The following is a 12692-nucleotide window of genomic DNA, read 5'->3' on the forward strand; positions in this document are numbered from 1 at the left end:
TGCTACACACGGCAGTAGCAGCCAGAGACCTTGCTTACTAGCATCGAGCTGTGAAAGCCATTTTCGTAGTTGCTTATAACGGTATCAATAATGCCATCTTCGATGGCGCACCCGAGCCCCACAGAGAGGGGGCCAGCGTAAAGCACGTTGCCTTGCGCTAACATAATGGCTGCGGGCACAGCAGGCAGTAGGCCTGTGGGCAGTGACGATGCATCGACCTGGCGAACCTTTATTCCTGCTCGGCGAGCATCAGCTATGATCTTATTTTGGTGAGGCGCAGCGACTCGTTGGCAATGACATTGCTCATTGCCCACCAACAGCAAGGTGGTGCGGTGCTTTTCACTATCAATATCCGCCAATATCGGCAGTAACGAGCGTTGCCACTGTGGCTGCTGCAACATGTTGTTTGGATCAAACACAGTGGCCCGTTTTTCGGCCACAAACCACAAAGCCACTGCACTGCACAGCAGCCATAGGCCGCTGATAACCAACTTCAATATTTGTTTGTTAGCGCTGGACAAAGCGAGATACCTGAGCCTTCAAACTATCTAAAGCATTGAGCATGTTCGCCACCTGCTCATCAAGCTGATGGATGTTGATGCTGTCTTTTTCTGATAGTTCGCGTACATGAACACTTTGCTGGGCTATTTGCTGAGTATTACTGGCTTGCTGCAAAACAATTTCTTTAACATTATCAGAATCATCCTTAATCACTATCATGGTTTGTTCCACCGCTGAGATAGCCTCCAGGACCGAGGAACTCAGTTGCTCGACAATATTCACTTTATCAATGCAGTGCCCCATGGAGGTGGTCGATTTATCACTGTTAGCGACCAGATCTTTAAGCGTATGCGCTATTTTGTCGGTGGCTTGCTTTGAGGTATTGGCAAGCGATCTTACTTCATCGGCGACTACCGCGAAGCCCCGGCCTTGCTCGCCCGCCCGGGCTGCCTCTATAGCGGCATTCAATGCTAATAGATTGGTTTGCTCGGCAATGGCATTTATGTCATTGAGCAGGTTAGAGATAAGCGCACAGCTAGACTCCAAATCCTTTAACTGCTGCTGCGTGGTGTCGAGCATTTGCGCTAAAGCATGGCTTTGTGCATCGGTCTCATGGACTTCTTTCATGGCACCTTGCAGTTGCGTTGAGATCATCGCGTATTGGTCGGCCACGTGCTCGCTTTGGCTTTGAACTTGGCTAAAGCCATCACTCACCTGCTCTCCTGCTTGAGAAATCAGGTTATTTTGCGTTTGCTTATGTTCGGCGTTTTGGGTGAGTAATTGTTGTAGCTCAGCCACCTTGGTGGCGCCTTGAATAAGCGCTTGCTGCTCTTTATGGACCGAATCAACAACGCTACTGAGTTGATCGAGTAGGGTATTGAATTGTGCCAGTGCATTGCTATCTTTCGCATCAACACGCACAGAAAGGTCTAGCTTCATTGGGTCGCGGGCTATCTTCTCTATGGCAGACTCCAGCGCTTTTCCACCTTGATATTCCTGATACAACATGTGTGCGATATAAGCAGCAATGAGTGCTTCTGCTGTGGCGTATACAGCGTGGATAAGCACGGTACTAAAGGCGAGTCTTTGTGGATCGAATACGTAAACGCCTACATCGCCCGTTTGCATAAAGTAAAAACTGATGTGATGCGCAGCGACTAATAAAAGTGCGGTGATAAAAATGCGCCAGTTTTTAAAAATGACCAAAATCGCCATAAAGATAAAAATCTCAAAATGCACTTCAATCAGGCCGTAGGCTTGATGAATATGCAAAAATGAGAACATCATCAATGCGGCAGCACTCACATGGTGTGTCAGCCGACTTTGCGGGGCGCTTTTAAGCAGGTATATAGGTAAAGAAGCGATAATAAAGCTGATGACTAAGCCTTGCCCGATGTTGTCGTAATACAAACCCAGTGCGAGTGACTCAACGGTGAGAATAATAAACAGCGATATGAACAATGATGAGGATTTAACCAAGTTGAACTTCCTTTATTAAACACTCCGTTGTTTTAGGCTAGGCGCTGGCGAGAGCAAGCGCAAATTAAGTAATGAAATTATTACGTTGCTCGTATCAGTGTTGATCACTCACTGATTGTGCTTAAGCCGAAATTAAGGGTTTTGCGACTATTTTTATGCGCATACCATTTGTGCATTGAGCTTAACATAAAGTTTCGACTATAATGGTTTATCTTTCGAATCGAAACTTAAGTATAACTGAATGACTAAGCGCAATACCCAGCAACGCCGCCATACTATTCTTAGCCAAGTTAATGAAGTGGGTGAAGTCTCAGTAGAGGCGTTAGCGGAGCAGCTGCAAACATCAGAAGTTACGATTCGAAAGGACTTAGCAACACTTGAAAAAAACGGCCTCTTGCTACGCCGATACGGTGGCGCGATTGCCTTACCCAATGAAATTGTGGCCAGTGAAGAGCCGCAAGATTCAGCCCGTAAACGCGCTATTGCCAAGGCAGCCGCTCAGCTTATTAAAGATCATCACCGCATTATCATCGATAGCGGGCGCACCACCGCCGCCTTGATCCCTGAACTGGCGAGCAAACGAGGCCTAGTGGTGATGACCAATGCCATTAATGTTGCAAATCGCTTGCTGGCGTTAGAGAACGAGCCGACCTTATTGATGACCGGTGGCACCTGGGACCCACATTCAGAGTCTTTTCAAGGGCAAGTAGCAGAGCAGGTATTGCGCTCATATGATTTCGACACTTTATTTATCGGTGCTGATGGTATCGATGTTTCCCGTGGAACCACTACTTTCAACGAACTTATCGGCCTAAGCCAAGTGATGGCTGAAGCGGCCCGTGAAGTGGTGGTGATGGTGGAGTCTGACAAGATAGGCCGCCGTATCCCAAATTTAGAACTGCCTTGGCACAAGGTCAGCACTCTGATCACCGACAACACCTTGGCTGCAGACTTGCGCCAAGAGATCAGCGCGCATGGCGTACATTTAATTTGCGCCAAGGTATAAACACATAACCCGACCGACAACATCGGGCTTTTTAACAACACATACTGTGCAAATGGAGAATCTATGTGTGGAATAGTAGGGGCTGTTGCCGAACGCCCTGTGAACCGAATTTTAATTGAGGGCCTTAAGCGCCTTGAATACCGTGGCTACGATTCAGCAGGCGTAGCGCTATCGCAACAAAGCACCTTAAATTGCGTTAAAGCTGTGGGTAAGGTGGCGGCGTTGGAAAGTGCGCTCAATGAAGCCAATGTTTCCGGCACAACGGGCATTGCCCACACTCGCTGGGCGACCCATGGTGGCGTTACCGAAGCTAATGCCCACCCGCATGTCTCTAACAGTGAATTAGCACTGGTTCATAACGGCATTATCGAAAACCATGCCAGTTTGCGCGAAGCGCTACAAGGCGATGGCTACGAGTTTGTATCGCAAACAGATACCGAAGTTATGGTGCACCTTATCCATCAATTGCGCCAACAGCACAACTCCTTGCTCAGTGCCGTACAAGCGGCGGTGAAGCAACTAGAAGGTGCCTATGGCACGGTGGTATTTGATAAAGCCAACGATAATGAAGTGATTGTTGCGCGCTCAGGAAGCCCGCTGGTTATCGGCTTAGGACTCGGTGAGAACTTTATTGCCTCTGATCAGCTTGCACTATTACCTGTGACCCGCAGCTTTATCTTCCTAGAAGAGGGCGATGTGGCACGTATTACCCGCGATAGCGTGGAAATATTCGATAGCAACGGTCACAGTGTTGAGCGTGAAGTGGTGGAGTCTAACATTACCCAAGATGCCTCTGGCAAGGGCGACTACCGCCATTATATGCTGAAGGAAATTTACGAGCAGCCATTGGCAGTGCGTAATACCTTGGATGGTCGTTTACACGATGAGCGCGTCAGTGTCGATGCCTTTGGTGAGGGCGCAACGCAAATTTTTAAAGACGTAAAACACGTGCAAATTATCGCCTGTGGTACCTCGTATCACTCGGGAATGGTCGCGCGTTACTGGCTCGAGCAGTTTGCTGGCGTCAGCTGTAATGTCGAAATTGCCTCAGAATTCCGCTATCGCGAATCGTTCGTGCACGAAAATAGCCTATTAGTAACGATTTCCCAATCGGGTGAAACGGCTGATACCTTAGCTGCCTTGCGTTTGGCTAAAGAGCAGGGGTACATGGCGTCGATGACCATTTGTAACGTACCGGGCTCATCGCTGGTACGCGAGTCTGATTTAGCCTTTATGACCAAAGCAGGGGCTGAAATTGGCGTGGCTTCAACAAAAGCTTTTACCACACAATTGGTTGGCTTATTGATGCTAACGGCGTCTATCGCCCAAGAAAAAGGTCTTAATCAACGTGCTATTGTAAGTGCGATTAAGACCTTACCTAACAAGCTTGAAGAAGCGTTGACCCTAGCCGAAGGCATTGAGGAGTTAGCGGAAGAGTTCGCCGACAAACACCACTCGTTATTCCTAGGTCGTGGCTCGCAGTATCCTATTGCTATGGAAGGGGCATTGAAACTCAAAGAAATTTCCTACATTCACGCCGAGGCCTATGCTGCGGGTGAGCTCAAACATGGCCCATTAGCCTTGATTGACGCCGATATGCCGATCATCGTCGTGGCACCGAATAACGAGTTGCTCGAAAAGCTGAAATCGAATGTAGAGGAAGTGCGTGCCCGTGGCGGTATCATTTACGTGTTTGCTGATAAAGACTCACACTTTGCATCGGATGAGACCATGCGCGTAATCAATGTAAACCATGTGGAAAACATCATTGCCCCAGTGGTTTATACCATTCCACTGCAATTGCTTTCGTACTACGTTGCGGTTATTAAAGGCACTGACGTTGACCAACCCCGAAACCTAGCCAAATCGGTAACGGTGGAATAAGAAGAAAGTGAAAAAGGCGCGAAAGCGCCTTTTTTGTTGCAATGGCAGAAAGTGTTAGACCGAACGGTTATTAGTAGTTATCCCAACGGTCAGCGCAGTGACAGAAGTGGACAGTGCAACGGCATAAAGTGTTAGACATCTTTTTTAGTGCGTTTGTTAGGTAACGGATACGCCAAAACAATTTAGAATATCAGACTCTAGCCGCTGACCGTCAAAACTTTTGTTTGCACGCTGACTAAGTATACGAACAGATTCGACAATGTTACCGATTAGTAATTTGATCCTTTGTTCGTCATTACAGTTGCAAAATTCATCATAATCAATGCGCAAACGGAAGTCAGTTGAGTGTGATTTTCTTTTAAAAAGTTTCCGTTCTTTATGCCAACCAGCAGCCTCCATTTCATCGGATAGCTTTACGATTATTGGAATAATATTTAGTTCAGCCACTTCATTGCCGTAGTTTTCTACCTCAAGAATTGGAGTCAGCTTTTCAGTAACGTAGTTGCTAGCAGCTTGAAACTTTTTATCGATTTGGTCTTGCGGCTTTATTCCATCAATTTCACCACTTAAGAAGAATTTCACGACAATTCCTTTTGAGTAACTTGTTAAACAGCCGATTTCCACTGAGCTACAATATTTTCATATTTTTCGTCTACCAATTCATCATCATCTGGACACGAAAACAAAACAACTTGAAGCGCATTATAGGATTTTGGAAACGCTGAAAGTTTCTCCATTATACTTAGTGCTTCGGAGTCTGTTATCTCAGTTTTGTTGATGTATGAAAGAGAAGCTGGTTCAACGATGTCCTGCACAGGGCTGGCAAACGATTGCTTCCAATATTCATACATTTCCATATGTTTGGCTTGACCCAACTTCTCCGAGGCAGGAATTCTGCATATTTCGTGAAGCACGAGAAAAGGTGCGTCTTCACCTATTTCAATTGATTGACCAATAATTCGCTTCCACTCACTTTCTTGATGGTAAGGAAACTTGCAATCAATGCTGTAATAAAATTCTTCGTAGGTCATTTTGACGCCATACTTTTCTTGGCTACTTAACGCCTCAATAAAAGGCGAGCGTTAGCGAGTCCAGCCCGCGCTTTTTGCGGGCGATTTTTAATTGACTTGTTAGGCATTTGGCCAGTGATTATGTACATCAGTTACTTGGTTTGACCAAAACGTAACTCTTTCTAGTTGATCTCTTGAACCAGAATATATATCTAGCTCAGTGGCGATTGAGAAAAAGCCTTCTCCTGGATTATTGTCATTGCCTTTATGGATTACTAAGGAGGTTAGCATCGGGCGCCCTTGGTGATGTTCATGCCTAGCTATTTCACCGAGTAGCCTAGCAATTTCATCACGGTCTTCTTCGCTTTCCATCGTAAGTCCTACCAAAGGGGCAACTCGACTGTAGTAGGTAAGCCCTCTTCCTCTCGCAACTCTTTTTAGTTCGTCATACAAAACTTGATTCATACTCATTCCTTGAATGCCTAACAATTTAATATCGAGCGATTGGGTCGTTTTTCTGCCGCAACCTGTCTCGTTTTAGTCCTTAGACCATTGATAGCAAATTTAGGAAATACTTACCAGCGTTGAAGTTACGTGACATAGCTCCAAACGAGGACTCGACAAAGACGACCCAGAGGGTCGTTTTCCTGACTATGGGAGAAACTCAACGATTATGGGTGTATTACTGTGATTTTGGTGGATGATCGTCTGTCGCTTGCTCTAAGCTACCTCTGTTATGACCTAGAGGTGCGAGCTAATTCAGCATTATTTTTTAACTTTTTCACGCAACGCATAAATACTGATATTGCTGTGATCCCCCCACAAATAATGCCGATTTGCAGAATTGATGGCTCAATCGTTGCGGTGATAAACAGACTGCCAATAAGCGAGCCAATTGTATATGTTGCAGCAATAAATACAGCGCTTGAAATCACTAGCATTAACCATGTTGCAACCTTTTCCTGTTGAGACATATGGCCTCCGTGACTTTCAAAACTGCGCACAAAACCCCCGCTGACTAAGATGATGATAAGCTTGCTTTGGTCGCTGATTTATTAATATCAAATAATGTAAGTTATTGCCAATATTAGGTTTTGCTACGCTTAATTATCATAGTGAACCTTTGATTCTTTTATCTGGTGCTGCATGTTATTTGTGCTATTTTACTGTTGCAGTTGCCTACTAATGTGTGTATTTTCGAAAAGAATCATATATCTATCGTCTATGCGCTTTTGCGCAATGCAACAGGGAGGTGATCATGTCGATAAAACCTTTAGCTATTTCCTTCATAGCCTTCATTGGGCTTAACCTAACAGCCTGTGGCTCTGGTACAAAAAATGATGAGCCAAAGCAACTGACACCAACACCGACAGGTAACATCGTTGATAATAGTGCGGTTGCTGACTATCGGTTGGTTATTTATGGTAACAGTCATAGCTCACAATTAGGTTCAATCATTGAAACACTGATCAGTGACCAACTTCCAAATAAGACGATTGAAACGGTAACAATCAGCGGGCGGTTTTTAGATGAAATTGCTGCGGTTACTGAAAACGTAGAGCAGCTAGATAAAAGCACTTGGAGCCACGCCATATTTCAAGGGCAAAAGTACTCTCAGTCCGGCGCAACTGACTATCCAACACACGCAACTGAGCGTTTAATCGCAAAGGCTAAATCAAACAACATCACGCCGATATTATTTCCAGAGCACCCACAACGTGGTGACCCCTCTGAGGCAGAGCGGGTATACAATTTACATCAATCAATTAGTCAACAAGAGCTAAGTTGTGTCGCGCCCGTAGGCCTGGTTTGGAACCGTGTATTAGAGGTTATGCCAACGGTTGAGTTACATCATGCAGATGGTAATCATGCATCTTATGCAGGGAAGGTGCTCACTGCAATGACCTTTTATGAGATCATTACTGGCGAATTGGCGGACGCGATTCCCTATAATCCGGCGCTTGAGCTAGACCAGCAGCAGCAAGCACTGTTTGGGCAAATTGTCACGCAAGTGCTTTTAGAACACCCTGCGTGCCCATAGAGTTAGCAGTCATTGCCCTAGTTACCTAGGGCGACGTCAAAGCCAGTGAGCACCTGCCGACTATGGTGGGTAGAGGCACCGGCGTGTAGCACCTGCATCACCAAGTCAGTACTTGATTGCTGCGCACACTTTATCAAAGGATAATTGTTATGCGTTTATGGTACAGATTTAAGGTGCATATTCTGGGGTTCGCAAGAAAAACAGGATGATTAACTCGGCGAGGCTAATGGAGGCCAATTGCGCCGTTACGCCCAGCATAACGCCGATACCTGACTGTGGGTCTGATTGAATCCCAAACACTAATCCCAGCATGATGAAAAAGCTGAATATCGCCGGCGTGGCCCGCATCACGGCTAATTTTTTATTGCGGTAGCAGTGACTGTTGGCCAAAAAATACAAGATAGCATAGGGCGATAGCAGCAATAACAGAGCCAGACCGGCTCCCCAATACGTAAAAGCAATGGCAGCAAAAGATAAAACAGCGAGTGCCTTAATTGCATAATATGGTTTCTTATATTGCATTGGTTGTCCTTAACTAAGGTGTTCAATGATTAGAGAGTGGGTTTGCTCGCATTCGCGATTTACACTAAGGTCCACAGCAAGTAGCCGTTGTAGGCGAAATAACCGCTGAGCAAAAGCCCACCTTCTGCCCGGTTGATACGGCCTTGACGGCCGATGCCATAGGCCATGATCAGCAAAGCAAGCGTTAACACCAGCATCACTCCCCAATCACGATAAAAAATATCTGCGCCAAGGCCGAAGGGTTCAATCGCTCCAGCAATACCAATAACGGCAAGAATATTAAACATGTTCGAGCCTACCACGTTGCCAATGGCGATATCATGCTCGCCTTTTTTCGCAGCAATAATAGACGCAGCTAACTCTGGTAGTGAAGTGCCCAGAGCGACAATAGTCAGGCCAATGACTAAATCACTGACTCCCAATGCCGAGGCGACTTGCACCGCACCCCACACTAATATGCGTGAACTTAGCACTAGAACCACTAAGCCACAAACTAACCAAAACAGTGCGTTCTTTAACCCCATGGTTTGGCTGGTGACACCCTGCTCGGTGTCGCTTGCCAGTGGATCGTTGTGGTGGCGCAGGCCTGAATATATTGACCATGCCACCACGCTAACAAAGCCACCAAGCAGCAAGGTGGCGTCGAATGTGGTCAATTGACCATCGTAGAGCAAATAGCCACACAGCAACACCACAGCCAAAAGCAGTGGTAGCTCTTTGCGAACAATATTCGAGTGCACTGTGATGGGAGCAATCAGTGCGGTGACCCCTAAAATTAGGCCAATATTGACAATATTTGAGCCAAGAGCGTTGCCTAGTGCTAGCGCCGGATTGCCATCACTCGCAGCCATCGCCGAGACAACCATTTCCGGTGCGGATGTGCCAAACCCGACAATAAGCATACCGATCAAAATAGTGGGTAACCCTGCGTGTGCCGCTGTGGCCGCAGCGCCGTCTACAAAGCGTCCGGCACTGTAAACCAGTAGTATAAAACCAGCTACAATCGCAGTTATTGCAAGCAACATTGTTCCTCCGCCATCTTGGCTTTTATGGCCTTAATATGGGCGCATTAGTTGCCCTTGTAAAGCATTTACTTTCATCTACTTAGCAAGAAATAAAGTACTTTAAAAAAGCAGCATAAATTTGATCTTCAACTAGCATTAAAGTGATAGCAACAACAATTATAAGGAATCACCGTGCGCATAAATAAAACCATGATTGATGAAATGGAGCTGTTGGCAAAGTTTCCACGTGCTAGCCACATGCAGGGCATAAAGGTACACAGTGATGCTGATGCAACGTTGCGTGATGCCGCGCAGCGGTTGTTCGATAAAGGCATTACCGATAGTCCCGATGGGGGTTATTTAACCGATTTAGGTCTCGACCTAGTGAAACATTTAGACACTCTCTACGCGGCATTAAGCTCAAAAGCCGGGTAATGGCCTGTAATAGCACGCGTGAGTGTCGCCGCTGTAAGCTGCAAGCATCACAACAGTTGACGAGGTGATCATGGTGCACACTCACTTGCCTGCTATTTTGCAGTTCTTTGATGATATCGAGCTGCCTTATCGCTTTGCGCCAGTGGCTGAAGAAAGCTTTCTTCCGGGTATCAATATTCATCAAGGGATATTAGTGATTGATAAAAAGCGCTTAGCCCATGAAGGAGATTTACTCCATGAAGCTGGGCACTTAGCGGTTACAGACCGGCATCACCGCGCCACACTCAGCGGTGATGTTAAAAAATGGGGGCACCAAGGCGGCGAAGAAATGGCGGCAATGGCGTGGTCGTGGGCTGCACTTCAAGCGATAGGTCTGCCGCCTAGTGTCGTGTTTCACGAACACGGCTATCGCGGCGCTGCCGCTAACTTAATTACTGCCTTTAGCACTAACCCAGGCCCTGGTGTGCCGCTACTTTATAGTTGGTTTATGTGTCTTGCACCCGAACAACCACAGGGGTTTCCCGTTATGCAACACTGGTTTCGCGATGACGCTTATACCCACAGGCAATTAGCACTGTTATAAACTTGGTGAGTAAGCCAGGCGTTACTTTTACAGTCGATCACCACATTGATGCGGTCTTCAGTACTGCGGTTGTGCACGCTATGTGTCATGTTGGCATTGAGATACCAAAGCTCTCCGCACTGCATCGGCACACGATGATCAGCTACGTTGAATATAAGGTGCTCGTCGCTACGCAATGGCAAGTGTAATCTGGCCTCGCCGAATTCCAGTGCGAGCCCTGGGTCTTGATGGGGTTTTATTTCCGCGCCGGCTCGTAAGCGCATGAGTCGCACAGCTTTTACCGGACAAGGCAGACTCGCCAACACCTCAACAAGCGCATGACTGTTTTGTAATTACGGTAAGTTGGTCCAATGTTCGCCTTGGTCAATACTAAAGCTTTGTAAAATCTCATGGGCGCTTTTATGGTGGGCTTGGCAACGTAACGGAACAACATCCCACTGGCCCTGATAATGTTGGGTATTTACATGAGGAACCCAAGGCAGAGTTGTTAACTCAGGCAATGAATTGAGAATATCCAATGGCGAAAAACAGAGCGCGAGCTGCGCAAATGCGGCTACTTGGCCGTTGAGTTGATGATTCTGACACATAGTAAAAAAAGCCGAAAAAGCATGCCATTAGTACAACACCCTCAAAATTATTAACCATTACGGGTCATTACAGCGCCTTACTAGCCGAGCGCTGATATTTTCGCTAAGTTACTGGCTGATATCAGCCATTTATTATCGTGATGATCCCAGTTTTAGTGAGTGCCTGCCTGTTGGGCAGTAAAGTGCGTTATAACGCCACCTGCGTAAGTGCGCAGTGCGAACATATGCAATGGCTGCGTAGCCATTGTCATATCATGCCATTGTGCCCAGAGGTTGCTGCGGGCTTGCCGATTCCCAGAGCGGCAGCAGAAATTGTAGGGGGTGATGGCGATGATGTGCTCGCAGGGCGGGCTAAAATAGTGACCGCAGATGGTGAGGATGTCACAGCGGTATTTTTGCAAGGCGCTCGCCAGGCACTCGCATTGTGCAAACAGCACGACATTCGCTATGCGGTGTTAACAGAATCGAGCCCTTCCTGTGGTAGCAATACCATTTACAATGGCGAGTTTGGTGCTCGCAAGGTGCCGGGGCAAGGGGTCGTGAGTGCACTGCTACGAGCAAATCACGTGAGTGTGTTTAGTCAACATACCTTAAAACAATTGCGAATACAGATCAGCGATTAAGAAGTCACCATTTAATGCTTGCCTTGGAGCTAACTCTAAGTAGTATGCTAGGTGAAAGTTTGTTCACTTTTAAGAGCGTCCATGACCTTTAGTCAAGCCATTCGGTTTAGTGTGTTACGTGAGTTGGTGTATGCACGCCAAGCCCAGCATGCCAACGACCCCAATAAACAGTTTTTTCATTTGCAAAATGCCCATGTATTGGGTCAAGAATCGACCTATTGGCATACTTATGTGCATATGCTGATGCTACGCTGGGCGTGGAGTAACCGCGTTTTACCAGAATTCACAGGGCAATTGGTAAGAGTCCTCGGGGCCGCTAGCAAAACCGCATTGGGCTGGGTACCTAGGGGCAACACCGGTGGCGCTAATGTCAGCCCATTTAAAGTGATGCCCATCCCTGCAAATTACGCTCAAACTATCGCCAACGCTAAAAAGAGGGTCGCAACATGGGAGCAATAAGTTTGTCATTGCGCGCGATTACTAAAGGCAACTATGAGGCTGTATGTGATCTTGATGTAAGTGAGCAGCAACAAGATTATGTGGCCTGTAACATGTGGTCCTTAGTTGAAGCGCAGTTTAATAGCGGCTATAGCACCCGGGCAATTTACTTGGGTGAGCAGCCCATCGGGTTCTTTATGTGGGTTCAGGAAAGCACACACAAAGTCTCAATTTGGCGGTTCATGATTGACGAGCGCTATCAGCGCCAAGGGTATGGCCGTTATGCCTTAACCTTGGCCATTGCCGAAATTAAAGAGCAGCCACAGATCACCGAAATTGAAATTTGCTATAACCCCTCCAACCCTGTTGCGAAGCAGTTTTACAGCCAATTTGGGTTCATTGAACAGGGCATGGATGACGATGAAGAAGACATGTTGGCCCTGTTGTATATAGAAAACCAAACTCCCTGGCACTAGCTACCTGCTAGCTACCAGATGAGTAGCGCAGAGCCGCTTTAATCTGCCCATAGGAATTAGCCCATCACTGCATCGGTCGGTCTCGGTAAGTCATATTTATCAT

At 46.7% G+C, this 12692-nt stretch carries 18 protein-coding genes; 8 read left to right on the plus strand and 10 right to left on the minus strand.

The window, feature by feature from the left end:
• Positions 1 to 2 precede the first annotated feature (2 nt).
• Positions 3 to 521: a DUF6436 domain-containing protein gene (locus tag W04_RS12180; protein WP_053911021.1), complete on the minus strand. Its 519-nt coding sequence runs from the start codon at positions 519 to 521 to the stop codon at positions 3 to 5.
• Complete coding sequence (locus W04_RS12185) at positions 508 to 1980, minus strand: methyl-accepting chemotaxis protein (protein WP_053911022.1); 1473 nt, start codon at positions 1978 to 1980, stop codon at positions 508 to 510. The genes W04_RS12180 and W04_RS12185 overlap by 14 nt, the downstream gene beginning before the upstream one ends.
• A 241-nt stretch (positions 1981 to 2221) precedes the next feature.
• Here W04_RS12185 and W04_RS12190 point away from each other — a divergent pair, with 241 nt between their 5' ends.
• Positions 2222 to 2986 (plus strand): DeoR/GlpR family DNA-binding transcription regulator, encoded by a 765-nt coding sequence (locus W04_RS12190; RefSeq protein WP_022944907.1) that lies wholly within the window; start codon positions 2222 to 2224, stop codon positions 2984 to 2986.
• A gap of 63 nt (positions 2987 to 3049) precedes the next feature.
• Positions 3050 to 4870, plus strand: a complete 1821-nt coding sequence (gene glmS / locus W04_RS12195) for a glutamine--fructose-6-phosphate transaminase (isomerizing) (RefSeq protein WP_022944908.1) — start codon at positions 3050 to 3052, stop codon at positions 4868 to 4870.
• 156 nt (positions 4871 to 5026) lie between these two features.
• On the opposite strand, the gene W04_RS12200 is transcribed toward glmS, so the two are convergent.
• The 4 genes from W04_RS12200 to W04_RS12215 all read right to left on the minus strand — a co-directional run bounded on the left by W04_RS12200 (position 5027) and on the right by W04_RS12215 (position 6854).
• Complete coding sequence (locus W04_RS12200) at positions 5027 to 5452, minus strand: Imm44 family immunity protein (protein WP_053911023.1); 426 nt, start codon at positions 5450 to 5452, stop codon at positions 5027 to 5029.
• A 23-nt stretch (positions 5453 to 5475) separates the two neighbouring features.
• Entirely contained in the window at positions 5476 to 5901 is a 426-nt protein-coding gene (locus W04_RS12205; RefSeq protein ID WP_053911024.1) for a hypothetical protein, read from the minus strand.
• 99 nt (positions 5902 to 6000) lie between these two features.
• Entirely contained in the window at positions 6001 to 6345 is a 345-nt protein-coding gene (locus W04_RS12210) for a hypothetical protein (RefSeq protein WP_053911025.1), read from the minus strand.
• A 269-nt stretch (positions 6346 to 6614) separates the two neighbouring features.
• The gene (locus tag W04_RS12215; RefSeq protein WP_053911026.1) at positions 6615 to 6854 is read right to left on the minus strand and encodes a hypothetical protein; all 240 of its coding nucleotides are present in this window, start codon (positions 6852 to 6854) and stop codon (positions 6615 to 6617) included.
• A gap of 284 nt (positions 6855 to 7138) precedes the next feature.
• On the opposite strand from W04_RS12215, the gene W04_RS12220 reads away from it, so the two are divergent.
• Positions 7139 to 7921 (plus strand): hypothetical protein, encoded by a 783-nt coding sequence (locus tag W04_RS12220; RefSeq protein WP_053911027.1) that lies wholly within the window; start codon positions 7139 to 7141, stop codon positions 7919 to 7921.
• A 168-nt stretch (positions 7922 to 8089) separates the two neighbouring features.
• On the opposite strand, the gene W04_RS12225 is transcribed toward W04_RS12220, so the two are convergent.
• Positions 8090 to 8443, minus strand: a complete 354-nt coding sequence (locus tag W04_RS12225; protein ID WP_053911028.1) for a hypothetical protein — start codon at positions 8441 to 8443, stop codon at positions 8090 to 8092.
• A 59-nt stretch (positions 8444 to 8502) separates the two neighbouring features.
• Positions 8503 to 9468 carry a calcium/sodium antiporter gene (locus W04_RS12230; protein ID WP_053911029.1) on the minus strand — a complete coding sequence of 322 codons (966 nt, stop codon included), beginning with the start codon at positions 9466 to 9468 and terminating at the stop codon, positions 8503 to 8505.
• Between the two features lie 171 nt (positions 9469 to 9639).
• Between W04_RS12230 and W04_RS12235 the strand changes: the two genes are divergently transcribed.
• Both W04_RS12235 and W04_RS12240 read left to right on the plus strand, forming a co-directional pair.
• Positions 9640 to 9882 carry a TIGR02647 family protein gene (locus W04_RS12235; protein ID WP_022944921.1) on the plus strand — a complete coding sequence of 81 codons (243 nt, stop codon included), beginning with the start codon at positions 9640 to 9642 and terminating at the stop codon, positions 9880 to 9882.
• 70 nt (positions 9883 to 9952) lie between these two features.
• On the plus strand, positions 9953 to 10465 hold the full coding sequence (locus tag W04_RS12240) for a hypothetical protein (RefSeq protein ID WP_053911030.1): 513 nt from the start codon (positions 9953 to 9955) through the stop codon (positions 10463 to 10465).
• Here W04_RS12240 and W04_RS19110 read toward each other — a convergent pair.
• Together W04_RS19110 and W04_RS19115 are read right to left on the minus strand one after the other, a co-directional pair.
• Positions 10435 to 10770, minus strand: a complete 336-nt coding sequence (locus tag W04_RS19110; protein WP_269432206.1) for an aspartyl/asparaginyl beta-hydroxylase domain-containing protein — start codon at positions 10768 to 10770, stop codon at positions 10435 to 10437. The genes W04_RS12240 and W04_RS19110 overlap by 31 nt on opposite strands.
• 27 nt (positions 10771 to 10797) lie before the next feature.
• Positions 10798 to 11052: a hypothetical protein gene (locus tag W04_RS19115; protein WP_231658140.1), complete on the minus strand. Its 255-nt coding sequence runs from the start codon at positions 11050 to 11052 to the stop codon at positions 10798 to 10800.
• Positions 11053 to 11192: 140 nt separating this feature from the next.
• Between W04_RS19115 and W04_RS12250 the strand changes: the two genes are divergently transcribed.
• The 3 genes from W04_RS12250 (at position 11193) to W04_RS12260 (ending at position 12589) form a co-directional block, all read left to right on the plus strand.
• A complete protein-coding gene (locus W04_RS12250; protein WP_053911031.1) occupies positions 11193 to 11675 on the plus strand; it encodes a DUF523 domain-containing protein in 483 nt (160 codons plus the stop codon).
• An 81-nt stretch (positions 11676 to 11756) separates the two neighbouring features.
• Positions 11757 to 12134: a DUF3703 domain-containing protein gene (locus W04_RS12255; protein ID WP_053911032.1), complete on the plus strand. Its 378-nt coding sequence runs from the start codon at positions 11757 to 11759 to the stop codon at positions 12132 to 12134.
• On the plus strand, positions 12131 to 12589 hold the full coding sequence (locus tag W04_RS12260; protein WP_053911108.1) for a GNAT family N-acetyltransferase: 459 nt from the start codon (positions 12131 to 12133) through the stop codon (positions 12587 to 12589). Before W04_RS12255 ends, W04_RS12260 begins: the two co-directional genes overlap by 4 nt.
• The last annotated feature ends 103 nt before the right edge of the window (positions 12590 to 12692 follow it).

Origin of the sequence: Pseudoalteromonas sp. SW0106-04 (assembly GCF_001293805.1) — a bacterium.
GTDB lineage: Bacteria > Pseudomonadota > Gammaproteobacteria > Enterobacterales > Alteromonadaceae > Pseudoalteromonas > Pseudoalteromonas ruthenica.

Bases quoted from the DNA above. Each gene is read 5' to 3' on its own strand.
- W04_RS12190 (WP_022944907.1), top strand. From the start codon at position 2,222: ATGACTAAGCGCAATACCCAGCAACGCCGCCATACTATTCTTAGCCAA.
- glmS (WP_022944908.1), top strand. From the start codon at position 3,050: ATGTGTGGAATAGTAGGGGCTGTTGCCGAACGCCCTGTGAACCGAATT.
- W04_RS12205 (WP_053911024.1), bottom strand. From the start codon at position 5,901: ATGACCTACGAAGAATTTTATTACAGCATTGATTGCAAGTTTCCTTAC.
- W04_RS12210 (WP_053911025.1), bottom strand. From the start codon at position 6,345: ATGAATCAAGTTTTGTATGACGAACTAAAAAGAGTTGCGAGAGGAAGA.
- W04_RS12215 (WP_053911026.1), bottom strand. From the start codon at position 6,854: ATGTCTCAACAGGAAAAGGTTGCAACATGGTTAATGCTAGTGATTTCA.
- W04_RS12220 (WP_053911027.1), top strand. From the start codon at position 7,139: ATGTCGATAAAACCTTTAGCTATTTCCTTCATAGCCTTCATTGGGCTT.
- W04_RS12225 (WP_053911028.1), bottom strand. From the start codon at position 8,443: ATGCAATATAAGAAACCATATTATGCAATTAAGGCACTCGCTGTTTTA.
- W04_RS12230 (WP_053911029.1), bottom strand. From the start codon at position 9,468: ATGTTGCTTGCAATAACTGCGATTGTAGCTGGTTTTATACTACTGGTT.
- W04_RS12240 (WP_053911030.1), top strand. From the start codon at position 9,953: ATGGTGCACACTCACTTGCCTGCTATTTTGCAGTTCTTTGATGATATC.
- W04_RS19115 (WP_231658140.1), bottom strand. From the start codon at position 11,052: ATGTGTCAGAATCATCAACTCAACGGCCAAGTAGCCGCATTTGCGCAG.
- W04_RS12250 (WP_053911031.1), top strand. From the start codon at position 11,193: ATGATCCCAGTTTTAGTGAGTGCCTGCCTGTTGGGCAGTAAAGTGCGT.
- W04_RS12255 (WP_053911032.1), top strand. From the start codon at position 11,757: ATGACCTTTAGTCAAGCCATTCGGTTTAGTGTGTTACGTGAGTTGGTG.